28 protein-coding genes and 2 pseudogenes are annotated in these 22396 nt (G+C 46.8%); 17 read left to right on the top strand and 13 right to left on the bottom strand.

The features are described from left to right. Nucleotides 1-38 precede the first annotated feature (38 nt). The 4 genes from ICN25_RS03050 to ICN25_RS03035 are packed head-to-tail and all read right to left on the bottom strand — an operon-like array spanning nucleotide 39 to nucleotide 2501. Nucleotides 39-410, bottom strand: coding sequence for an MAPEG family protein (locus tag ICN25_RS03050; RefSeq protein WP_216178922.1), 372 nt, complete (start codon nucleotides 408-410; stop codon nucleotides 39-41). After that, on the bottom strand, nucleotides 407-1042 hold the full coding sequence (gene plsY, locus ICN25_RS03045) for a glycerol-3-phosphate 1-O-acyltransferase PlsY (protein WP_216178921.1): 636 nt from the start codon (nucleotides 1040-1042) through the stop codon (nucleotides 407-409). Before plsY ends, ICN25_RS03050 begins: the two co-directional genes overlap by 4 nt. Before the next feature lie 54 nt (nucleotides 1043-1096). Continuing rightward, complete coding sequence (gene xerD, locus ICN25_RS03040; protein WP_216178920.1) at nucleotides 1097-2023, bottom strand: site-specific tyrosine recombinase XerD; 927 nt, start codon at nucleotides 2021-2023, stop codon at nucleotides 1097-1099. After that, the gene (locus ICN25_RS03035; protein ID WP_215305825.1) at nucleotides 2016-2501 is read right to left on the bottom strand and encodes a YajQ family cyclic di-GMP-binding protein; all 486 of its coding nucleotides are present in this window, start codon (nucleotides 2499-2501) and stop codon (nucleotides 2016-2018) included. The genes xerD and ICN25_RS03035 overlap by 8 nt, the downstream gene beginning before the upstream one ends. A 117-nt stretch (nucleotides 2502-2618) precedes the next feature. On the opposite strand from ICN25_RS03035, the gene murB reads away from it, so the two are divergent. Next, the gene (gene murB, locus ICN25_RS03030) at nucleotides 2619-3659 is read left to right on the top strand and encodes a UDP-N-acetylmuramate dehydrogenase (protein WP_216178919.1); all 1041 of its coding nucleotides are present in this window, start codon (nucleotides 2619-2621) and stop codon (nucleotides 3657-3659) included. 2 nt (nucleotides 3660-3661) lie between these two features. Here murB and xseA read toward each other — a convergent pair whose 3' ends face one another. Continuing rightward, nucleotides 3662-4876, bottom strand: a complete 1215-nt coding sequence (xseA, locus tag ICN25_RS03025; RefSeq protein ID WP_216178918.1) for an exodeoxyribonuclease VII large subunit — start codon at nucleotides 4874-4876, stop codon at nucleotides 3662-3664. Between the two features lie 314 nt (nucleotides 4877-5190). Between xseA and ICN25_RS03020 the strand changes: the two genes are divergently transcribed. From ICN25_RS03020 to adk, 6 genes are all read left to right on the top strand, one after another. Next, the gene (locus tag ICN25_RS03020) at nucleotides 5191-5817 is read left to right on the top strand and encodes a MotA/TolQ/ExbB proton channel family protein (RefSeq protein ID WP_216178917.1); all 627 of its coding nucleotides are present in this window, start codon (nucleotides 5191-5193) and stop codon (nucleotides 5815-5817) included. 47 nt (nucleotides 5818-5864) lie between these two features. Next, nucleotides 5865-6260, top strand: coding sequence for a biopolymer transporter ExbD (locus ICN25_RS03015; protein ID WP_255536653.1), 396 nt, complete (start codon nucleotides 5865-5867; stop codon nucleotides 6258-6260). 41 nt (nucleotides 6261-6301) lie between these two features. Beyond that, nucleotides 6302-7393, top strand: coding sequence for a tetraacyldisaccharide 4'-kinase (gene lpxK, locus ICN25_RS03010; RefSeq protein ID WP_216178915.1), 1092 nt, complete (start codon nucleotides 6302-6304; stop codon nucleotides 7391-7393). Nucleotides 7394-7412: 19 nt separating this feature from the next. After that, nucleotides 7413-7592, top strand: coding sequence for a Trm112 family protein (locus ICN25_RS03005; protein ID WP_216178914.1), 180 nt, complete (start codon nucleotides 7413-7415; stop codon nucleotides 7590-7592). 31 nt (nucleotides 7593-7623) lie between these two features. Further along, the gene (kdsB, locus tag ICN25_RS03000; RefSeq protein ID WP_216179563.1) at nucleotides 7624-8373 is read left to right on the top strand and encodes a 3-deoxy-manno-octulosonate cytidylyltransferase; all 750 of its coding nucleotides are present in this window, start codon (nucleotides 7624-7626) and stop codon (nucleotides 8371-8373) included. A gap of 104 nt (nucleotides 8374-8477) precedes the next feature. Continuing rightward, nucleotides 8478-9143 (top strand): adenylate kinase, encoded by a 666-nt coding sequence (adk, locus tag ICN25_RS02995; protein WP_216178913.1) that lies wholly within the window; start codon nucleotides 8478-8480, stop codon nucleotides 9141-9143. Between the two features lie 87 nt (nucleotides 9144-9230). On the opposite strand, the gene nrdR is transcribed toward adk, so the two are convergent. Both nrdR and glyA read right to left on the bottom strand, forming a co-directional pair. Continuing rightward, complete coding sequence (gene nrdR / locus ICN25_RS02990) at nucleotides 9231-9677, bottom strand: transcriptional regulator NrdR (RefSeq protein WP_046329561.1); 447 nt, start codon at nucleotides 9675-9677, stop codon at nucleotides 9231-9233. Nucleotides 9678-9700: 23 nt separating this feature from the next. After that, complete coding sequence (glyA, locus tag ICN25_RS02985) at nucleotides 9701-10945, bottom strand: serine hydroxymethyltransferase (RefSeq protein ID WP_216178912.1); 1245 nt, start codon at nucleotides 10943-10945, stop codon at nucleotides 9701-9703. A gap of 76 nt (nucleotides 10946-11021) precedes the next feature. On the opposite strand from glyA, the gene tolQ reads away from it, so the two are divergent. The 7 genes from tolQ to queC all read left to right on the top strand — a co-directional run bounded on the left by tolQ (nucleotide 11022) and on the right by queC (nucleotide 16394). Further along, on the top strand, nucleotides 11022-11678 hold the full coding sequence (gene tolQ, locus ICN25_RS02980) for a protein TolQ (protein WP_216178911.1): 657 nt from the start codon (nucleotides 11022-11024) through the stop codon (nucleotides 11676-11678). A gap of 2 nt (nucleotides 11679-11680) precedes the next feature. Continuing rightward, nucleotides 11681-12100 (top strand): ExbD/TolR family protein, encoded by a 420-nt coding sequence (locus ICN25_RS02975; protein ID WP_015420456.1) that lies wholly within the window; start codon nucleotides 11681-11683, stop codon nucleotides 12098-12100. A 19-nt stretch (nucleotides 12101-12119) separates the two neighbouring features. Continuing rightward, the gene (locus ICN25_RS02970; protein ID WP_216178910.1) at nucleotides 12120-12938 is read left to right on the top strand and encodes a cell envelope integrity protein TolA; all 819 of its coding nucleotides are present in this window, start codon (nucleotides 12120-12122) and stop codon (nucleotides 12936-12938) included. 72 nt (nucleotides 12939-13010) lie between these two features. Further along, nucleotides 13011-14264 carry a Tol-Pal system beta propeller repeat protein TolB gene (gene tolB / locus ICN25_RS02965; protein WP_216179561.1) on the top strand — a complete coding sequence of 418 codons (1254 nt, stop codon included), beginning with the start codon at nucleotides 13011-13013 and terminating at the stop codon, nucleotides 14262-14264. Nucleotides 14265-14390: 126 nt separating this feature from the next. Then, nucleotides 14391-14891 (top strand): peptidoglycan-associated lipoprotein Pal, encoded by a 501-nt coding sequence (gene pal / locus ICN25_RS02960; RefSeq protein WP_216178909.1) that lies wholly within the window; start codon nucleotides 14391-14393, stop codon nucleotides 14889-14891. Beyond that, the gene (gene ybgF, locus ICN25_RS02955; protein ID WP_216178908.1) at nucleotides 14891-15622 is read left to right on the top strand and encodes a tol-pal system protein YbgF; all 732 of its coding nucleotides are present in this window, start codon (nucleotides 14891-14893) and stop codon (nucleotides 15620-15622) included. The genes pal and ybgF overlap by 1 nt, the downstream gene beginning before the upstream one ends. A 31-nt stretch (nucleotides 15623-15653) precedes the next feature. Then, on the top strand, nucleotides 15654-16394 hold the full coding sequence (gene queC, locus ICN25_RS02950) for a 7-cyano-7-deazaguanine synthase QueC (protein ID WP_216178907.1): 741 nt from the start codon (nucleotides 15654-15656) through the stop codon (nucleotides 16392-16394). 13 nt (nucleotides 16395-16407) lie between these two features. Here the strand turns inward: queC and ICN25_RS02945 are convergent, their stop codons facing one another. The 6 genes and pseudogenes from ICN25_RS02945 to ICN25_RS02925 form a co-directional block, all read right to left on the bottom strand. After that, entirely contained in the window at nucleotides 16408-17028 is a 621-nt protein-coding gene (locus ICN25_RS02945) for a riboflavin synthase (protein WP_216178906.1), read from the bottom strand. A 39-nt stretch (nucleotides 17029-17067) separates the two neighbouring features. Next, entirely contained in the window at nucleotides 17068-18183 is a 1116-nt protein-coding gene (ribD, locus tag ICN25_RS02940) for a bifunctional diaminohydroxyphosphoribosylaminopyrimidine deaminase/5-amino-6-(5-phosphoribosylamino)uracil reductase RibD (RefSeq protein WP_216178905.1), read from the bottom strand. Nucleotides 18184-18230: 47 nt separating this feature from the next. Further along, nucleotides 18231-18590 (bottom strand): annotated as a pseudogene (locus tag ICN25_RS02935) (hypothetical protein); the annotation flags it as partial. Nucleotides 18591-18707: 117 nt separating this feature from the next. Continuing rightward, nucleotides 18708-18779: pseudogene (locus tag ICN25_RS10020) on the bottom strand (prepilin-type N-terminal cleavage/methylation domain-containing protein); the annotation flags it as partial. Continuing rightward, nucleotides 18772-19143, bottom strand: coding sequence for a hypothetical protein (locus ICN25_RS02930; protein ID WP_216178904.1), 372 nt, complete (start codon nucleotides 19141-19143; stop codon nucleotides 18772-18774). The pseudogene ICN25_RS10020 and the gene ICN25_RS02930, both read right to left, overlap by 8 nt. After that, nucleotides 19109-19735: a hypothetical protein gene (locus tag ICN25_RS02925; RefSeq protein ID WP_255536651.1), complete on the bottom strand. Its 627-nt coding sequence runs from the start codon at nucleotides 19733-19735 to the stop codon at nucleotides 19109-19111. Before ICN25_RS02925 ends, ICN25_RS02930 begins: the two co-directional genes overlap by 35 nt. A gap of 411 nt (nucleotides 19736-20146) precedes the next feature. Here ICN25_RS02925 and ribBA point away from each other — a divergent pair, with 411 nt between their 5' ends. The 3 genes from ribBA to nusB are packed head-to-tail and all read left to right on the top strand — an operon-like array spanning nucleotide 20147 to nucleotide 22336. Continuing rightward, a complete protein-coding gene (gene ribBA, locus ICN25_RS02920) occupies nucleotides 20147-21286 on the top strand; it encodes a bifunctional 3,4-dihydroxy-2-butanone-4-phosphate synthase/GTP cyclohydrolase II (RefSeq protein ID WP_216178903.1) in 1140 nt (379 codons plus the stop codon). A gap of 16 nt (nucleotides 21287-21302) precedes the next feature. Then, nucleotides 21303-21818, top strand: a complete 516-nt coding sequence (gene ribH, locus ICN25_RS02915) for a 6,7-dimethyl-8-ribityllumazine synthase (protein WP_216178902.1) — start codon at nucleotides 21303-21305, stop codon at nucleotides 21816-21818. A gap of 8 nt (nucleotides 21819-21826) precedes the next feature. Next, nucleotides 21827-22336 (top strand): transcription antitermination factor NusB, encoded by a 510-nt coding sequence (gene nusB, locus ICN25_RS02910; protein WP_216178901.1) that lies wholly within the window; start codon nucleotides 21827-21829, stop codon nucleotides 22334-22336. Nucleotides 22337-22396 lie beyond the last annotated feature (60 nt).

Below are 22396 nucleotides of genomic sequence, written 5' to 3'. Positions count from 1 at the left end.
ATTGTCTCGATGAATTTTGTAAATTACTTTTGTTTCTTTTAAATCTGGAAGAAGATTGCTACCACGCAAGCTAAACCGGTCAGCCACACAATAGAACGAGTAGTTGGCCAATTAACTACATAGCAAACAAGATAGGCAATGCGCGCCACAACAAATCCAATTGCCAGCAGATCAACTCTAGCTTGCGGTGCATTGGCTATTGATGCAATGATCACGGCAGCGAAAAAGAATGGAAGAGATTCAAAAAGGTTGGCTTGCGCTGCATTGGCACGCGCCCGAAATCCTGTCTGCTTTGCTAACCACTGACGTGGTGCAGCATTGTCATAACCCTCAAAACCTTTTTTAGCGATACCTGCTGCCATATAGGGAAACAATCCCATAAACAGCACACACCAATAAGCAATAGTCATGATTGACCTTTTTTCTTTGAACCGATGCGTGATTCAGTACCATTCATGAGATTTTGGATATTACTGCGATGACGCCAAATTAGTAGAAAGCATACAACCAGCAAAGCAATACTCATAGGCTGGAAACCAAACAAGAAAACAAAATAGACCGGGCCAAAAACAGCAGCTGCTAAAGCTGCTAGGGATGAGTAGCGCATAAACATCGCCACAATGATCCAGGTACCTAAGGTTGCTGCACCTAAAATCCAATTAATACCAAACAAAATTCCGCAGGCAGTAGCAACACCCTTGCCGCCTTTAAAGCCATGGAAGATTGGAAATAAGTGTCCCAAGAATACGGCGATGACGACTCCACATAACAACCAAGAATTGAGTGTTGATGTCAAAGATTCATCGCCGAGCAATACTCTCGCCAACATGACTGCAAGATAGCCCTTTAAGGCATCACCAATCAAAGTCAGTACAGCTGCAAGCTTGTTACCAGTTCTAAGAACATTGGTAGCACCTGGATTGCCAGAACCATAGGAATGGGGATCAGGCAAACGCATGCACTTACTAACTACTACCGCAAAAGAGATGGATCCAATCAGATAGGCAACTGGAATCAGCAAAAGATCTAAAGTTAAATTCATAGGGATATCTTAAACACTTATTACATTCTTGATGATTGCTTAGATAGGCAAGCTTTATGTGCCTCTAGGATGGTGTTGCTGATGGATTGACTTCAGGCGCTCTCTAGCGACGTGGGTATAAATCTGGGTAGTTGAGATATCAGCATGGCCCAACAGGAGCTGCACCACCCTTAAATCAGCCCCATGGTTAAGTAAATGCGTAGCAAAAGCATGACGTAAGGTATGTGGAGATAAGGCAACCGGGATATTGGCAATCGTGGCGTAGCGCTTGATCAAGGCCCAAAACGCCTGGCGAGTTAAACCAGTTCCTGTATGACGCCCAACAAATACCGCATCCGAAGTCTTACCTTCCAGCAATGGCGTTCTGGCATCAGCCAAATAGCGACGCAACCACTGACCAGCTTCACCGCCAAATGGCACTAATCGCTCTTTACCGCCTTTACCATTGACCACCCTAATAACACCTTCGTTTAATCCCAAGGCAACTGTCTTTAAGGAAACGATTTCAGAGACACGCAAGCCGCTGGCGTACATCAATTCCAACATAGTGCGATCACGCAATCCAAGCGTAGTCTCCACATCAGGAGCATTGAGTAAAGCAGTGATCTGATCTTCACTCAATGTCTTCGGGAAACGCAACGCTTGCTTAGCCGCACGCAAACCAATGCAGGGGTCACTTTTAACTAAGTTCATGCGCAGAGCATGACGATAAAAGCGTTTGAATACAGTTAGCCGACGATTAGCGGTAGTTGCCTTATCAGCCCGGCGATGCGCAATATATGCAGTGAGATCTTTTTCAGTGACACCATAGAGATCGGTGCCCGAATCTTTTTGAAGCCACTGAGCCAAGAGCAATAGATCTCGGCGGTAGGCAGACAAACTATTTTGCGCCAAGCCATCCTCCAACCAACAAGCATCACAGAAGCGCTCAATGGCCTCTTGGCTTGCCGGGTGGATTGCTGGCACAACTACATTAGTCACGGAAGTTGTTAAAGCCTAATGGAGCCTCGCTGACTTCTTTCTTAAGCAATGCCATAGTCTCTTGCAAATCATCGCGCTTTGTACCTGTTACACGTACAGCATCACCCTGAATACTGGCTTGCACTTTGATCTTGCTGTCTTTGATGATACGTACTACTTTTTTAGCCAACTCTGAAGTAATCCCCTTTTGGATCTTCATGGTTTGCTTGCGCTTATCGCTACCAATAGTCTCTTTTTTGTCGTCTTTGAGGTAGCGAACGTCCACATTACGTTTAGCCATCTTGCCGTAGAGAACATCACGAACCTGACCCAACTTAAAGTCGTCATCACCAAACAAGATCAAAGTCTCATCCTTTTGCTCCACTCGGCTATCGGAGCCTTTGAAATCAAAACGATTGGTAATTTCTTTATTGGATTGCTCGATTGCGTTTTTCAACTCAATCATGTCGGGCTCACACACTACGTCAAATGAGGGCATCTCAAACTCCTTAAATAATCTGGGTAATCAATTCTGCAAATTCAATCATTGCATTGTTACTTTTCAAGTTTTTTCATAAATTACGAACAGAAACTCGAACACGAATAAGATTGTGGCATGAACTTCGCAAAAAATGCGCCCAATCCAGCAAAATTGACCCCCAATCTGGGACTCAAGCACCGGAATAGCTTTGGCCTAGATTCCACGGCGGAATTGGCATACGAGATCACATCCGCGGATCAGCTACCAACCCTCATGAAAGAGCTTGGGGATAAAAAACTTGGTTGGCGTGTATTAGGCGGCGGAAGCAATGTGATTCTTCCGGAGTCTTTGCCTGGAGCAACACTGCTCATTAATATTCTCGGTCAAGAGCTTATTAAATCGGATGACAGCAATACCTGGCTCTCAGTAGGTGCTGGCGTTAATTGGCATGAATTGGTTTCCTGGACTCTGGAGAAAAACTTGCTAGGCCTGGAAAACCTTGCCTTAATTCCGGGAACAGTTGGCGCAGCACCGATTCAGAACATTGGGGCATACGGCGTTGAAGTCGGGGAATATATCGACAGCATCGAGGCATTTGATTCTGCGGCCCATGCCTTTGTCACTCTCCCGCAAGAGGCATGCCAGTTTGCTTATCGCGATAGCTACTTCAAGCAACATCCCAATCGATTTATCGTGACAAAGGTCGTATTTAAAATCCCCAAATTTTGGCAGGCACGATTGCACTACGCCGATCTAGCAAAACAATTTTCTGAGCCAAACTCCAGTCCAAATGCAAAGCAAATTTTTGATGCGGTGTGCGCTATCCGGTCTAAGAAATTGCCAGACCCTAAGGTCATTGGCAATGCTGGGAGTTTTTTCCAGAACCCGATTGTCAGCACCGAACAATGCGAGCAATTGATTCAGAAATTTCCGAACCTGGTTTCTTATCCCGATACTCCTGGCATGCGCAAACTAGCCGCAGGCTGGCTCATCGATCAATGCGGCTTTAAGGGCAAGCGCATTGGCCCTGTTGGCGTTTATGAAAAACAAGCGCTAGTACTAGTGAATCATGGTGACGGGACATCGACAGATATCCTCGGTTTAGCAAAAAATATTCAAGAAGACGTATTAAGTAAGTTCGGCGTACAACTTGAGATTGAGCCAAATATTCTGTAGCTTTATTTCGGCAATTCAACCTTAGCAAACTCAACCTCTACTTGGCCTTCAGCCAAGCGCACCTGAAACGCATTCTCTGTATTGAGCTCATTTGGATTACGCACCGCATGCATCGCGTGCTCTTCCTTACTCAGGATGACCGCATAGCCCCGCTCTAAAGTTCTTTGTGGGTTGAGCATTTCAAGTTGCGACTGGAAGTGGCCTTGGTCACGTTTCCAGTTCCCAACCCTAACCAACCATGCTTGATTCAGTCGCTTCTGCCAACCACCAATTTGCTCACGCATGCGATCGGGATTAGGCAAAGCATGGCTGAGACGCAAGGCTAGTTGATCCAAGGTTTGTGCTTCGCGCTCTACTCGCTGACTAACTCTTTGCAGTAATGCTTGCATGATGGCATCTAACTCTTGCAACATTTGATCGCGTCGTGGTGCCGCTAATTCTGCTGCGCCCGTAGGAGTGGGTGCACGCAAGTCAGCAACAAAGTCGGCGATCGTGACATCAGTCTCATGCCCAACCCCACTCACGATTGGGATGGGTGATTGTGCAATTGCGTAAGCAAGTTGCTCATCATTAAATGCCCAAAGGTCTTCAATACTGCCACCACCACGTACCAACAAAATCACATCAACAGCATTTTCTTTTTCAGCAGCCTTGAGTGAGGAAATAATTCCAGCGGGCGCATCAGGTCCTTGGACCAATGTTGGGTAAATCACAATCGGTATATGCGGCGCTCTTCTTGCAAGCGTACTTAAGACATCCTTTAGAGCTGCCGCTTGCGGTGAAGTAACAATGCCAATTGCTCTCGGATGACTTGGAATGGTGCGCTTATTCTCAGCATCAAATAAGCCCTCTTTGGCGAGTTTCGCTTTCAGCTTTAAAAAGGCTTCATATAGACCACCCATGCCAGCACGGCGCATGCTTTGCACTGTCAGCTGAATGTCCCCACGCGGAACATAAAAACCAAGATTGGCAGCAACTTCCACCAAATCTCCAGATTGAGGCATAAATCCGACTTGTCCATTGCGGCCGCGGAACATCACGCAGCGAATCTGCCCCTCTTCATCCTTTAAGGAGAAATACCAGTGGCCACTATCATATGCCTTGAAATTGGAAATCTCCCCGCTCACCCAAACGGTATCGAAGCGCTCCTCCAAAGAGCTAGCAATGGCGCGGTTTAGATCGCCAACACTGAGGATTTCCCTTGATATTTCGGACATTTTTTCTCTTTTTCTACACAAGCATTAGGTCTTGCGGCCAATAAATATCCACAGAAGCTTATACGCCCTTAGTCTAAGCCTTATAAGTAAGTGATTACTGACCCAAAACGTCTCATAAAACCAACAGATAATCTGCAACCTATTGATTTATATCATGAATTATTAAGCTCTATCTTAGACTAAATCCTACAAAATAGACTGTCTTCACCATCAATCAAGGACTTACAACACATTTTCTGAAAAGTTTTGCACAGAGTTATCCACAGAATGCCTTTGTGAAAACCCATTTTTAATTCAGCTAAAGTACTGAGCTTATGTACTCAATCTTACTGTCTGCTGGTTGGCCTATCTGGCCCCTACTTCTCATCTCCATAATTGGTCTCGCTATTGTCATTGAGCGCGCTTGGTATTTGCGCCAAATTCACATATTCCCGAAAGATAGCCTGGAAACGGTATTTGGCCTAGCCAACGACATTTCCCAGAAAAAAACAGTCTCAGAACCCGAAATTAGCGCTCTCAGCCAACTTTCTCCTGTAGGCAGCCTCTTTGCCTGCATCCTTCATGAAAAAGCCTCTGGCAGCTCTGCAGACTCCGCCCTAGAAGAATTACAGGCCAGCGCTCAATCAACTTGGCTAAAGCTAGAGCGTTATCTTGGCGTCTTGGCAACCATTGCGACCATTGCACCCCTCTTAGGACTCTTTGGCACTGTTGTCGGCATGATTGAAATCTTTGGCAGTCAAGGTGTCGGCAGCCCTCAACAATTAGCGCATGGCATCTCTATTGCTCTGTACAACACAGCTTTTGGTTTACTAATTGCCATTCCTGCTTTGGCCGCATGGCGCGGTCTGCGTGCGATGGCCAATCAACGCCAACATGAGTGTGAAGAATTTACTCGTCAATTATTTAAAAAACTCTATCCACATTCTGCGGATACAAAATGAGTTGGCTAGAAAATAAACTCCAACATCGAGGCCAATTTTCATTAGGAATGCACACAGCTTCGGTAGAGCCTGAGATCAACCTCATTCCCTTTATTGATGTGCTGTTAGTAGTACTGATCTTTCTGATGATCTCCACTACATTTACCCGCTACCAAGAGTTAGCCATCACCCTGCCGACTGCCAATGGCGCAGCAAGTCAGTCGGAGGTGAAGCAAATTCATATTGCAGTCAGTCGAGATGGACGCTTTGCGATTAACGGCAAAGTGACTGACCGTAGCCAGCTGAGTAATAGCCTCAATGCACTTAACAAAGACAATACCATCCAAGTCAATATTGATGCGGATGCCAAAGCCCCTCACCAGGCAGTTATGAGCGCTTTAGAGGCAGCGCGTGATGCCAACCTAGCTAATATCGTATTTAGCAGTCAAACTACCAAGAAATAATCCAACACACTAGAAGCATTGAGCAAAACAAGTCGCCTTTAATGTCATCGCCAAAAAAATCTTCTTTCTTAAATAAGGCTCCCCGGTTTTGGGAAAGGCGTGGGCCAACTAGTCTCATCCTCTGGCCTTTATCTAAGATTTACGGTTGGGTAAATGAAGTCTTAGATTTGGCAAATGATTTGAACTTAGGGAGACGCAAACCAGCGTCAGTGCCAATCATCATTGTTGGCAATATCCGCGTTGGTGGGACTGGTAAAACTCCGATCGTCATTGCCTTAGCTGAGCAACTCGCACGCATGGGTTGGAAGCCTGGAATTATTAGTAGGGGTTATGGCGCATCTGCATTAAGCGCACCCAGCCAAGTAAAAAGTGATTCCAATCCAGCAGAAGTTGGTGATGAGCCTGTCTTGATTGCCAAGCGGACAGACAATCAGTTTCCGATTTGGGTCCACCCCAAACGAACCCTGAGCATTCAGTCTTTGCTAACACAGGATTCCTCGGTGAACGTCATCATTAGTGACGACGGCTTACAGCATCGAAGCCTGCTACGTTGGCCTGCTCGCGAAGGTGGTCGTGATATTGAATTTGTAGTGCGTGATCAACGAGGCGAAGGTAATGGCTTCTTGCTGCCTGCTGGCCCTTTACGCGAACCCGCACTGCGAGAGAGAGATGCCACTTTAATGACTGGGGCTATATCGCCCTCCAATCACATTGATGAATATTTTTTAGGGCGACGCGCTTTCACGCTAAGCAGTCAACTAGGCACACCCTATCAATTAAATAATCCCAGCAATACACAATCCCTATCTTCCATTGCAGATACCTATCTTCCAAACAAGATTACCGCTGTCGCTGCAATTGGTAATCCACAACGCTTTTTTAATGACTTACTGAAGCAGGGAATTGCAGGTAAAGGCATTGGTTTGGCAGATCACGCCAGCTACACCCCGGAATTTTTCTCTGCCATCCATGCTGAGTGCATCCTGATTACGGAAAAGGATGCCGTAAAATGCACCTCAATACAAGATGAACGCATTTGGGTAGTTCCGATGAGTTTAGAGATTTCAAATACATTGGCAGAATGGTTGCAATCGATTTTGCAAAGACCCGATCCAAATCAATACACCTTATAAGAAATAGTAAAGATCAAATATGGACAAGCGCTTATTAGAAATTTTGGTCTGCCCTTTGTGCAAAAGCACTTTGCATTTGGATGCAGAAAAACATGAGCTCATCTGCAAAGCGGATCGTTTGGCTTACCCCATTCGAAATGACATTCCCGTCATGATCGTTGATGAAGCCCGCAGTCTTTCTGCTGATGAAATCAATTAAGTATTGATCAGGTGATATCCGGTTCATGAGCATGAAGCCTCCCGAATTTTTAGTGGTGATTCCAGCAAGACTGGGATCCACTCGCTTACCTCGTAAGCCGCTAGCTGATATTGGCGGCAAGCCCATGGTAATTCGTGTGGCTGAGCGTGCGCAGCAATCAAATGCTCAAAGCGTTGTGGTTGCAACTGACTCGCCAGAAATTCAGGCGGCTTGTGATGAACATCGTATCGAGTGCTTGTTAACTAGCGCAGATCATCCAACTGGCACAGACCGGATTGCGGAAGTAGCTCAGCTATTAAAACTTCCAGCAGATACTTTGGTAGTCAATGTGCAAGGCGATGAACCACTTATTCCCCCAGAATTAATCAATCAGGTTGCCCAAACTTTGGCCGACAATGCCGCGTGTGCGATTTCGACGGTGGCAGTGCCTATTGTTGATGCCGCAGAAATTAGCAATCCCAATGTAGTCAAAGTAGTTCTCAATCGCTCAAATGAGGCCCTCTACTTCTCTAGAGCCACTATTCCATTTTTGCGGGATCCAGACTCTGGTCCGACTGTTACCCATTTACGCCATTTAGGCATCTACGCCTACCGGGCTGACTTTCTGCAGGCGTACACCCGCCTTGAGCCAGCGCCACCTGAGCAAGCTGAGGCTCTAGAGCAGCTTCGCGCCCTCTGGAATGGCTACCGTATTGCCGTCCATACCGCCAGCGAAGCCCCGCCAGCCGGGGTTGATACAGCTGAAGACCTTGAGCGGGTACGCCGCATCTTGGCCAACTAACCCAGAATCTGGTTGCCCCGAGGTTCTCGGGGATAATCCTAGGAATTAGTTACAAAGGATCTCGAAAAAATACGGGACAATGAGGGTCTTCTAAGGGGAAAACAATGCGGTTGATTCTGCTCGGTGCACCAGGTGCTGGCAAAGGAACACAAGCTCAGTTCATTTGCGAAAAATTTGCTATTCCACAAATCTCGACAGGCGACATGTTGCGCGCTGCCGTTAAAGCTGGAACTGAACTTGGCATTGCTGCTAAAAAAATTATGGATGCCGGCGGCCTTGTTTCCGATGACATCATTATTGGTTTGGTAAAAGATCGTTTAACTCAACCTGATTGCAGCAAAGGTTATTTGTTTGACGGCTTCCCAAGAACTATTCCCCAAGCGCAAGCCATGAAAGATGCTGGCGTGCCAATCGACTACGTTCTCGAAATCGATGTACCGTTTGATGCCATCATTGATCGCATGAGTGGTCGTCGCGTTCACCCAGCCTCAGGTCGCACTTATCACGTCACCTTCAACCCACCAAAAGTGGAAGGTAAAGATGATGTCACTGGTGAAGCCTTGATTCAGCGTGATGACGATAAAGAAGAAACCGTTCGCAAGCGCTTGCAGGTATACAACGATCAGACTCGTCCGCTAGTGGAGTACTACTCCACTTGGGCAACACAAAGCAACGCAGCTGACAAAGTAATGGCTCCGGCCTATCGCAAGGTCAGCGGCACTGGCAGTGTTGATGACATTACCGCTTCTATTTTTGCAGTACTGAAATAATTTCTTTCTGCAAAAGTAAAAAGGACTGCATTGCAGTCCTTTTTTATTTCTTTAATCTATTTAATTAACTGAGTATTGAAGCTTTTCTTATTTCAATTCTTTCAACGCGCTCTCAAAAGATTCGATATCCGCAAAGCTCCGATAGACAGATGCAAAGCGAATGTAAGCAACTTTATCTAAGCGTTTGAGCTCACGCATCACGAGTTCACCAACGCGCTCACTTGGGATTTCTTTTTCACCCAGGCTGAGTAACTTCTCTTCAATACGTGCAATCGATTCATCAACGGAGTCAGAGGAGACTGGGCGCTTGCGTAAGGCTAACTTAACTGAGCTGACCAACTTCTCGTGACTGTATTCAACACGGCTACCGTTCTTCTTAACAATTGCTGGTAACACCAGCTCTACGCGCTCGTAAGTCGTAAATCGTTTATCGCATTTGGCGCAACGACGACGACGACGAATCGTATCGCCCTCGTCCGATACCCGGGTATCTAGAACCTGGGTATCGTCGTTATGACAGAAGGGGCAGCGCAATGAGTGCTTTCTTTAAACTAGGCTTAGCCGTAAACCGGGAAACGCTTCGTGAGCTCAGCAACTTGCGCACGAACCTTAGCGATATTGTCAGCATCATTTGGGTTATCCAAAACGTCTGCAATGAAATTACCAACTTGACGTGCTTCTGCTTCTTTGAAGCCACGAGTAGTCATTGCTGGTGAACCCAAACGAATACCACTAGTTACCATTGGTTTTTCTGGGTCATTTGGAATACCGTTCTTGTTGCAAGTAATGTGTGCTTCACCCAATACGCGCTCAGCCTCTTTACCAGTCATTTTCTTGGCACGTAAGTCCACCAACATCACATGAGAATCTGTGCCGCCAGATACGATACGCAGACCGCGCTCGATCAATGTCTCTGCCAAAGCTTTTGCATTAGCAACTACCTGTTTTTGATAATCAATAAAGCTAGGCTCTTGCGCCTCTTTAAACGCTGCAGCCTTACCAGCAATCACGTGCATCAAAGGGCCACCTTGTAGGCCTGGGAATACTGCGGAGTTGATTGCTTTCTCGTGCTCTGCCTTCATCAAAATGATGCCGCCACGTGGGCCGCGCAAACTCTTATGAGTAGTAGAAGTAACAATGTCAGCGTGTGGCACTGGGTTTGGATATACGCCAGCAGCAATTAAACCCGCATAGTGGGCCATATCCACCATGAAAATCGCGCCCACTTCTTTTGCTAATTTACCGATGCGCTCGAAATCAATCTTTTTGGAATACGCAGAGGCGCCAGCAATAATCAGTTTTGGTTTGTGCTCACGAGCCAAACGCTCCATCTGCTCGTAATCAATTTCTTCATTTTTATCTAAGCCATAAGCAATTGGGTTAAACCACTTGCCACTCATATTTAGGGCCATACCGTGGGTCAAGTGACCGCCTTCAGCCAAGCTCATACCCATGAATGTGTCGCCCGGCTTCAAGAAAGCCAAGAACACTGCCTGGTTAGCAGACGCTCCACAATGCGGCTGAACGTTCGCTGCTTCAGCACCAAACAAAGCCTTCACACGATCAATCGCCAATTGCTCAGCGACGTCGACGAACTCACAACCACCGTAGTAACGCTTGCCTGGATAGCCTTCAGCGTACTTATTGGTCAACTGAGAGCCCTGTGCCTGCATCACTGCTGGTGAGGTGTAGTTCTCAGAAGCGATCAGCTCAATATGGTCTTCTTGACGCTTATTCTCATTCTGAATCGCTGCCCATAATTCTGGGTCGGTTTTGGCTAAGGTGTTTTGGCGGTCAAACATGGTCATAATCCTGATGAAGTTGTATTGCTGAGTGAATTAACTTAGTAAAATCAACCTACATCATACAAAATCCACCATGAACACCACACAAGACCTCTCATTCCTCTCCCTAGTCCTTAATGCCAGCCTATTAGTCCAGTTAGTAATGTTGTTATTACTCAGTATGTCTGTAGCCTCTTGGACCATCATTTTTAAGAAAACCGCCATTTTGCGGGGCGTAAGACAAGATACCGAGCGTTTTGAGCGGGATTTTTGGTCTGGAGGCGACCTCAATACCCTTTTAGAGGCAGCCCAGCGCAATACCCGTAGTGATGCCGTTTTAGAACACATCTTTGAAGCTGGCATGCAGGAGTTCATGAAAGTCCGTGAAATCGACGCTGCCCGCCGTGCCATGAAAGCCACCTACCAGCGCGAAATGGACATGCTGGAAGCCAATCTACCCTTCTTAGCCTCCGTAGGCTCAGTCTCACCTTATATCGGCCTCTTTGGCACCGTTTGGGGGATCATGCACTCCTTTCGTGGCTTAGCTAACGTCCAGAACGCAACCTTGTCTGCCGTAGCCCCTGGTATCGCCGAAGCACTGATCGCAACCGCTATTGGTTTGTTTGCCGCTATCCCTGCGGTGGTTGCCTATAACCGTGCCGCTACAGATGTGGATCGCTTAGCAATTCGTTTTGAAACCTTCATTGAAGAATTCACCAACATCTTGCAACGTCAAGCTTCAGGCAAATAAGCATGGCCGGCTCACTCAGAAAATCTTCAAAGCGTCGGGCAATGGCTGACATCAATGTGGTTCCCTACATTGATGTGATGTTGGTGCTCCTCGTCATCTTTATGGTGACAGCGCCTATGGTCAATCCTGGCGTGGTCAATTTGCCAACAGTGGGTGGCGCAAAAGTGCAATCTTTGCCGCCCGTCTTTTTAACGATCGATGCCAATGAGAATGTCATTGTTCGTAAAGATGGTGATCCTGTTCAAACATTAAATAAATTTGAGCTTGGTGCATTTGCGCGTTCACAGGCAGAAAAGTCTGCTGAACAACCCGTAGTACTCGCTGCAGACAAATCCATCAAATATGAAGTTGTGATGGAAGTGATGTCTAAGCTCAAAGAAAATGGCGTGAAACGCGTCGGCCTTGCCGTGAAGAGCCAATAAGCCTTTTTGTATTGCATACATGAATAGCGCGCAAACTTTTCACTCGACCTTTACTCGAGGACGCCCAACTAAAAACGAAAGCACTAAACGTGCTTTTAGTTTTTCACTGGCTGCGCACTTAGGTTTACTTGCGTTCTTAGTCATCGGCATTAGCTGGAATAACTCCACACCCTCCGGTGTTGAGGTTGAGCTCTGGGATGCTAGTCAACAAGTTGAAGCACCGGTGGAACCTGAAGTGAAAACCGAGATGAAGGAAGAAGCCGCCGACATCGCAATCAAGAAAAAGCCGGTGGAGAAAGAGCCGCCTAAAAAAGAAGTAGTGAAGGAAACTCCGAAGCCAGTAAAACCGACTCCGCCCAAGGAGAAGGAAAAAGAGAAGCCTAAAAAGACGGAACCCGCCAAAAAAGTGGAAGCGCCTAAAGCGGCGACTCCTGCAGACACCAAAGCAAATGCCGCAGCTGAAAAAGTGCGTGCAGATCAGTTGGCGCGCTTACGTGCAGCAGCTGGCGCCGAAGGCGGTAGCGGTGGTGCTAGTGGGAGCGGCGTTGGCGGTGGCGGTAATGCGCCTCCTGGCTGGACAGATAAAGTGGTGAAGAAAGTAAAACCGCTCATCGTGTTTAATCCAGAATCTATCAGCGGCAATCCAGCGGCAGTTGTTAAAGTCAATCTAGCACCGGATGGTGCCATCTTAAGTACAGAGCTTGTCACCTCTAGCGGCAATGCCGGCTGGGATCGTGCAGTCCTACTCGCACTGACTCGCGCAGAAAGCCTGCCAAAAGATGACAATGGCAAAATTCCTCAAAGAGAAGTTAAGCTGACCTTTAAACCCAAGGACTAAAGCATGTTGCAAGTAGCTAAACGTATTGCCTATAAACAAGGCTCTTCATTGTTGGCATCAGTATTCGTAGTGATGCTTGCCATGACTGGCCTGAGCACTTCTGCGCTAGCGCAAATGAATATTCAAATTACTGGCGTAGGACAGTCTCTCTATCCCATCGCAGTAATGCGCTTTAAGGATGAGAACAAACTGCCGACTAGTGTGACTGACATTATTCGCCAAGACTTAGCACGCAGTGGTTATTTTAAAAATACCGAGAACGGCAATGCCAGTGAGAGTGATGAGGGCGCACCAAATTACAAATCTTGGGCAGCTCGCGGTGCAGATGCTTTAGCTGTTGGTTCTGTAGTGCAAACTGGCACAGGTCAGTTTGAGATTCGTTACAAGCTTTTCGATATTCGTAAATCTGAAAGTCTTGGCGGCTTGAATCTTAATTCCAGCGCCGATAATTTACGCGCAGCAGCCCACAAAATTGCTGATGACATCATCTTCAAACTGCTAGGCGAGCGCGGTATCTTCTCAACCCGCCTCTCCTACGTTATCAAAGAAGGTAAACGCTATCGCCTCGTGATCTCGGATGCGGATGGTCAGAATATTCGCAATGCCATGAATAGCGGCGAGCCAATCATCTCTCCATCATGGTCGCCTGATGGCAAAAAAGTAGCTTACGTTTCTTTTGAAGATCGCAAACCTGTCATTTACGTTCACGAACTAGCAACTGGTCGCCGCATTTCCCTCTCAAATCAAAAGGGAAATAACAGCGCGCCAGCCTGGTCACCTGATGGCAAGAAATTGGCAATCTCTCTTTCTAAGGATGGCAATACCCAGATCTACACTATCAATGCTGATGGCACAGGTTTGCAGCGCATTACCCGCGGCTACACCATTGACACTGAGCCCCAATACTCCGCAGATGGTCGTTATATCTATTTCACGAGTGATCGCGGCGGCAATCCCCAGATTTATCGCATGAGTGCTGAAGGCGAGCAAGTCGAAGGTGCAAAGCGCATTACTTACAAACAAGGTTTTGTGACCTCACCACGTATTTCACCGGATGGTAAGTATTTGGCTTATATCGCCAACATTGGCGGTGCATTCCGTCTGTATATCCTCAATCTGGCTACTGGCGATTCCCAAGCGCTCACCGATGGCACTACCGATGAGTCCCCGTCGTTTGCGGCAAACGGTCGTTATGTCCTGTATTCCACCAAAGTGGGTGGCAAACGGGTCTTGGCAGCGGTATCGGTGGATGGAAATTCCAAGCAGGTATTAAGCATTCCAGGGTCTGATGTTCGTCAGCCGTCCTGGGGTCCATTTATGGACTAAATCCTAGCTAGGTCATAGCTAGACAGCCGGATCTTTCTGGCGAAATAGCCAATATTGGGCTCTTAGGGGCATAATATTGGCTATTAGCTTATTTAGTTACTTAGTTTGTAGGAAAAAGGACAGATCATGAAGATTTCTATCGCACGTCGCGCCGCAACCCTCACCCTCGTTGGTGTAACAGCCTTATTTTTGGCGGCTTGCTCCAGCGTCAAATTGGATGATGTTGATGGCGCCAATGGTGGTGGTAGCGGTAACTTTGGCTCACAGCCATGGAATGATCCAAGCAGCCCACTTTTCCAACGTAGCGTTTACTTTGATTTAAATGAATACACCGTTCAAACTAAATACCAAAAACAACTTTCTGCTCATGCAAGCTTCTTAAAAGCTAATCCTAAGCAAAAAGTCATTATTCAAGGCAACACCGATGAGCGCGGTACTGCAGAGTACAACTTGGCTTTAGGTCAACGTCGTTCAGACGCAGTACGTAAGTCACTTAACTTGATGGGCGTTTCTGAAAACCAAATGGAAGCAGTGAGCTTTGGTAAAGAAAAACCAAAAGCCGAAGGCGACAACGAAGCAGCTTGGGCAGAAAATCGCCGCGCTGACATTGTTTACATTACTAACTAATGCGCACTCTTACACACTCTTTTAAACAAACGCTCTCACGAGCGTTTTGTTTAAGTGCAGCGGCTCTTTGCTTAAGCGCCTCCAGTAATGCATGGGCGCTCTTTGCCGATGATGATGCGCGCAAAGCCATCTTAGATTTACGCAAATCATTTGCGACTGCGCAAATGGATTTACAAAATCAGATTGAAAAACTCAAAACCGATAATGCAGAGCTTCGCGGCAAAATTGAAAACCTTGAAAAGCAAGGTGACGATATCAGTACTAGCCAAAAGACTTACTACCAAGATCTGGATAACCGATTAGGTAATTTTGAGCCGCGTACAGCTACGGTTGAGGGCGTAAGTGGCACGGTCCAACCTGGCGAGAAAAAAGCCTATGACGATGCTTTAAAAGCCTTCCAGGCCGGCAATCTCAAGAAGGCAGATGAAGGCTTCTCAGCCTTTGTTAATCGCTACCCTAAGAGCCCTTACGTACCACTGGCACTCTTTTGGAGCGGTAATAGCAAATATGCCAACAAAGATTACGCTGGTGCTATTGCCCAGTTACAAAGTCTGATTAAGCGCTATCCAACGCACCCACGTATTCCATCAGCGATGTTGACACTTGGAAATGCGCAATTGGAAAGTGGCAATAAAGCAGCTGCCAAGAAAACCTTTGGCGAGATTATCAGCAAGTACCCAGATACTGAAGCGGCAAAAGATGCGCAGCAACTCATCGCTGCAACGAAGTAATTCAATAAGCCAAGTAAAGAAACGTTTCGCCATGTCATCGCTGTCTGCTGCCTTTCAGAATATCGCTCCACGCAAACCCAATGCACCTGCCGTCATTTTGTTTTCAGGCGGATTGGATTCGAGCACGATCCTGGCTTTAGCAAAAGATCTTGGTTACGCGCCCTATGTTCTGTCAGTTGGTTACGGCCAGCGTCACTCTTCTGAGCTAGCGGCAGCAAAACATATTGCGAAGAAGATGGGGGTTGTGCGTCACGAGGTAGTGAATTTAGATCTCACCCGTTTCGGCGGCTCCGCTCTGACTGACTCATCCATCGACATTCCGATTACCCCGGGTAAAGATTTAGAAATCCCCGTTACCTATGTTCCCGCTCGTAATACGATTTTGCTATCCCTCGCTTTAGGCTGGGCTGAATCATTGGGTGGATTGGATATTTTTTACGGCGCCAATGCCGTTGACTACTCAGGCTATCCTGACTGCCGCCCAGAATATGTCGCTTCATTTGAGACGATGGCGAACCTCGCCACCAAAGCCGGTGTTGAGGCGCTCAATAATGAGAATCGCTTTCGAGTGCATGCACCCATCATCAGCATGAGCAAAGCGGAAATCATTAAACTGGGCACGACTTTAGGCGTCGATTACTCACAAACTGTTTCTTGCTATCAGGCGAATGATTTAGGTGAAGCTTGTGGTGAGTGTGAATCTTGCCGTTTGAGACAGGCAGGCTTCAAACAAGCCAACTTAGGCGACCCAACGCGCTACCAGAAGAAGTAATTCAGTTTTTTACTTAAGTATTACTCTGGGTTTCTAGCATCCGCGCAACATAACGCGCAATTAAATCTACCTCTAGATTGACTGCATCACTCTGCTTTAGCTTACCCAGGGTTGTATTCTCAAGTGTATGGGGAATGATGTTGATATCTACCAAACAAGCATCTTGACTATCTTGCGTTTTATTAACAGTTAATGAAACACCATTAACAACAATCGATCCCTTATATGCCAAGAATGGCGCCAATGCCTTAGGGGCTTCAATTTGCAGAAGCCAAGAGCCATAAGCATCGTTAGCGACATTTTCAAAGTGCGCCACCTTGCCAACACCATCCACATGCCCACTCACCAAATGACCGCCTAAGCGATCATTTAATCGCAAGGCTTTTTCTAAATTGACGGGACCCACTTTATCCAAACCAATAGTCTTGTTTAAAGACTCACGTGAGATATCCAGCTCAAAAGTGTTGTCAGTAAATTCAGTGGCAGTCATGCATGCGCCCTGAATAGCAATACTGTCTCCCAATGCAACATCATCGAGATATCCAGAAGGTACTTCAACTACCAAGTGCAGACCATCGCCTTTAGCTTGAGCGCTTTTGATTTGTCCAACGGCCGTAATAATTCCAGTAAACATAGTGAGATCTTAAATAGGTTTTGTAATTTTATTGATTCGTTATTTCTTACTCAGGCGCAAACGAAGATCCGGACCAAACAGACTTTGATCAATGATTTGCCAATCTTGACGTTGATCTAGCGCTATCAACGGAGTGATATTAGCCATTCCGATACCTTCACCCACAAAGAACGGTGCGTAATAGAGCAAAAGCTCATCGACACAATCCTCTCTCAGCAAAGATCCATTGAGCTTAAATCCAGCCTCGACATGGATTTCATTCATGTGACGCTCTTTTGCTAAATACGCAAAGAGTTTTTGCAAATCCACCTTGCCATTAGCGTTAGCCATGGCAATGACTTCAACACCAAGAGCCTCAAATGCTTTTGCCTTAGCTTGGCTTTCTTGAGAATCCAATGAAGCGCAAACCAAGATGGCGCCTGATGCTTGGGGCTTACTCAACACCTTTGCATTCAGAGGCGTCTCGAGCTTGGAGTCCACAATAATTCTCCAAGGCTGGCGCTCAGTTTTGACATCACGAACATTGAGACTTGGGTCATCCTCTTTAACTGTGCCTACACCAGTCAATATGGCGCAAGCCTGTGCACGCCAATGATGACCATCTGCCCGGGCTAAAGGACCGGTAATCCATTGGCTTTGGCCATTAGGTAAAGCCGTCTTGCCGTCTAAGCTGGCAGCGATCTTCATACGAACCCAAGGCAAGCCTCGAGTCATCCTAGAAATAAATCCTCGGTTTAATGCTTGGGCTTCAGATTCCAATAAACCACACCGAACATCAATTCCCGCAGCCTTTAATCGCTCAAGACCTTTGCCACTAACTAGGGGGTTAGGATCGGACATCGCCACAATCACCATAGCGGGCTGGGCTGCAATCAAGGCATCGACACAAGGCGGCGTTCTACCAGTGTGGTTGCAAGGCTCTAAGGTGACATAGATTGTAGATCCAGCAGGATCCAGTCCTTTTGATTTCACATCAGCTAAAGCCTGAACTTCCGCATGGGGTCCGCCCACCCTTTGGGTATACCCGCGCCCAATTACCCCTCCATCTTTCACAATGATGCAACCCACCCGTGGATTGGGATTGGAAAGGTAAAGGGCATTTTGAGCCTCGGCTAATGCCTGGCTCATAAATTCATGGTCGACTGCGGTGTACATGGGTCTATTAAAACCGATTGTGGGCAGAAGCGGCAAATTTGCACGCCCTACTTGCAGGCTTTGGAGTCCTTACTTGGATCGCAAATTCTCCAGCGACCCCCACTGCCTAAGATGAGGTGCCGCTCGAGCCCATAATCTCGGTCGTGACCTAGGATCAGGCGATTGGCAACAAACCCTCCATGGGCTGTCTTTGCAGCGCCAGCAGCATTAAACAAAATACCCCTCTTAGAGGTATGAGGGTCAATAAACTGCTTACCTCCGCCCTTGAAATACACCCGCGCAAGATCCTCCTGGGAAATCCACTGCCGTTCAACACACGTTGATTTTGGCTGACGTTCATCACAAACATTTTTAACCACCCAACCCTCCTCCCAAAGACCCCCATTCAATGGAGTGATGCGTACGGGCGCAGCCAATACAAATGCTTGAGCTCTTGCAAATTGAGCATGCGCAATAAAACGCCTGGCAATGATGTCGATTTCTCGTGCAGCCATTTGCTCATGCAATAAAGGTAATGTTGATATTGCAATGATGGCAATGATCAACACAACAGCCATCAACTCTAACAAGCTATATCCTTGATCTTGCTTACTCAAATTTCTGCCGCCAATTTAATCGTGTAGTGATATTGTTTTTTTCATCCAAAAATATGAGGATCTCCAAGCTCGGCTTTGATTTGCTTGATATCAACCAAAGATTTTTCCCAGCAGACTGTATATCGCAAGTAGTACTTGCTAAGACGGTGATATTAGAAAGATGTTGCTCACATTCAATTAGCGATTGTTCGGCAGCAATCAATTCTTTTTGGGATTGCGTATAATTATTGACACTCATGACTTCAAGTGCAGCTAAGCGCTCCAACTGAATGACCAGCATTGAGAGTAGCGTCAGTAGCGATAGGACCCAAGCAATAATCACAATAGACTCACAGCAGATTACGGGCAGTAAATGTTCGCTCAAACTTCTGGTGAATAGACGTGCCATCAGTCATCTTCAGCATTACCTTAAAAGCCTTGCCAGCACTGGCTGGAAGTACCTCAAATGAAAGATGGTGAATGCCATTCATTAAGGTTGTGTTTTGGATACGTCCCTGGCGATCAAGCGATTGGCAGATTAACGACCCGCCATTGACCTTTGCACCTTTTGGTGCGGATGCTTGCCGATCTACCAAAAATCCTTGCTGCGCTAAATTATTTTTAGTGCGCTCTTTTGACAAAGCATTGCCAATGCAATCAAAGTCTACCCCTGAAGATATTCCATGTTTCACCATCAGCGAATCTGATCCTCGGTATCCACTATTTTTCTGAATCTGAATGTAATTCTTCGAGGAAGAATTTTTTCGTACAGATGCAATCGCTGAATTAGCATTTTGATAACCAGCCATCCGAATAGCACGCCCGATTAATTCCAATGCACGATCTGCTTCTGCAGTCAGAGACTGATATTTTTCATGCTCAATTTGTTTAGCAATTAACTCACCACTATTTTTTATGAGTGGTGCGACTAAGACTAGGGATAGGGTGAGACCGACGAGACACTCCAATAGATTCATTTGCTGGCTTTCGTGAAATTTGGTTTGGGTTATTAAGCTGCGCAGCGTTCAATATGGAGAGTTCGTGCCGATCCATTTCTTTTCTGAGCTCCACCCTTTTCTGCTGGAGTTGACCTAAGCGCAAAATCATCCCTTGAAAGGTATTGCTCAAACCTATCCAACTGCTTGCAACTAGGCTCATTACCACCAGAACCTCCAATAAGATGAATCCATTCGCCTGCGGATTTAAATCAATCTGGCTTGGGGGGTTTTGAATTCGAGAGCGCACAGGGCATTTTCTCGAGGCTGGAGCTGCAAAAATAGGCCTTTCATGGGCGCTCACTGTCAGAAAAACTGGATATTGCTCCAATATTGACCACGGTATGCCAGGCTAAAGCCCGAAACCCCCTCCTCAGCTTAAAATAGAGGGCTATGCAAAATAACCTCGCCTCCACAGAAGAAATCGTTGCCGAGCTCAAAGCCGGCAAGATGGTCATTCTGGTCGATGAAGAAGATCGCGAGAATGAAGGTGATTTAGTGCTTGCCGCCGATCACGTCACTCCAGAGGCGGTGAATTTCATGGCCAAGCATGGTCGTGGCTTGATTTGCCTTACTTTGACGCGTGAGCGCTGCCAACAAATCAACCTTCCCTTAATGGTGAGAGATAACGGCACCTCCATGGGTACCAACTTCACCGTTTCGATTGAGGCAGCCAGCGGCGTTACCACTGGTATCTCAGCAGCAGATCGTGCTCACACAATCAAGACGGCAGTTGCTGCAAACGCAAAACCCAATGATCTGGTTCAACCAGGCCACATATTTCCATTAATGGCACAACCAGGTGGTGTGTTGATCCGCTCCGGTCACACAGAGGCTGGATGTGATTTGGCTGCGATGGCTGGTTGCTCGCCCACTGCCGTCATTTGCGAGATCATGAAAGATGATGGCAGCATGGCGCGACTGCCAGACTTGCTCGAGTTTGCAAAAGAACATCAATTAAAAATTGGCAGCATTGCCGATCTCATCAAATACCGTAGCCAACATGAAAGCATTGTGGTTCGCGAAGGCGAGCGTGAATTTGTGACTCCTTGGGGCAAGTTCCACGGAATCATCTACCGCGATACACCAAGCTCATGCATGCATTTAGCGCTAGTGCATGGCAAGCCTTCAGAAACTGTGGAAACATTAGTCCGAGTTCATGAGCCTGTCACAGTATTGGATTTCTTGGACTCAAATGTCAGCACGCACTCTTGGCCTTTGGCTCAAGCTTTACAGAAATTAGCTGCTGCACCTTCTGGTGTGGCGGTTTTATTGAACGCTTCTGGTATTGCAGCCCCTAATGATGTGGATTGGTTAGCCCAGTTTCATAAATTGAATGGCACTCATACTGAAGCAGCTGAAAAGCCATTGGCTCGCAAAACTGATTTCCGTAGCTATGGTATCGGCGCACAAATCCTTAAAGATATCGGCGTTGGAAAAATGCGTTTACTCGCAAATCCAAACCCAGTACCCAGCCTTTCCGGATACAAGCTCGAAGTGACCGGCTATACCCCATTTGAATCCAATCAATAAGCAGTTTCAAAAAAATATGAACACAAGTAATGACGAATCTGCAGTAGGCGTACTCGCTACTGACCTCAATGGACAAGATCTGCGCGTGGGCATTGTGCAAGCACGCTTTAATGAAGAGCATTGTGTTGCGCTGACTACCGCTTGCATTGAAGAGCTAATCAAGCTTGGTGTCTCCCAAAGCGATATCAAACTGGTAACCGTACCAGGCGCACTTGAAATCCCCTTCGCACTTCAAAAGTTAGCTGAAACAGGTGAGTTCGATGGCTTAGTTGCACTAGGCGCAATCATCCGTGGTGAGACTTATCACTTTGAACTCGTGTCGAATGAATCTGGTGCTGGAATTACCCGTGTTTGCCTTGAGTCTGGATTGCCAATCGCCAACGGTGTTCTCACCTGCGAAACAGACGAGCAAGCTCAGGTTCGCGTTCAGGTAAAAGGTGCGGACTGCGCAAGAGCTGTTGTTGAAATGGCTAACTTGGCTTTAGCCCTCACTCCAGACATTGATTTTGAAATCAATCCTTCAGAAGAGTAATTTCCAAAATGAATAAGAACGTCCCCAATCCACAGGTAGCACCTGGCACACCGAGTGCACCCAGCGCACCTAAGCGCTCACTCACGCCACGTCGTCGCGCCCGTGAGTATGCTTTACAAGGTGTATATCAAAGTCTAGTCATGCGCCGCGCTGGTAGCCTTCCTAATGCTGCGGCAATCGCCAAGCAGTTAGCTGAAGATCCTGGCTTTCGCCGCTGCCAACATGATTTGTTTCAAGGTATTTTTGCTGGTGTTCTCGAGCGTACCGATGAGCTAGAGGGCCTCATTACCCCAGCACTCGATCGCCCTATTAATGAACTATCTCCTGTAGAGCATGCTGCACTCCTGATTGGCACATACGAACTGGCTATTGATTTAGCCGTTCCCTACAAAGTAGCTATTAATGAAGCTGTGGAATTAGCGAAAACTTTTGGCGGTACGGATGGTCATAAATACGTCAACGGCGTCTTGGACCTTCTAGCCCAACAGTTGCGTAGCACTGAGGTTCAAGCTAGTTAGTCAAAATATCCTTAAGACTCCACCCCCTGCGCTTCCTAGAGATCCAGGGGGTTTATTTTT

Origin of the sequence: Polynucleobacter sp. 80A-SIGWE, from assembly GCF_018882295.1 — a bacterium.
In the GTDB taxonomy this organism is placed as follows: Bacteria; Pseudomonadota; Gammaproteobacteria; order Burkholderiales; family Burkholderiaceae; genus Polynucleobacter.
The sequence above is the reverse complement of the archived record's forward strand: the minus strand, read 5'-3'. Positions and strand labels throughout refer to the sequence as shown.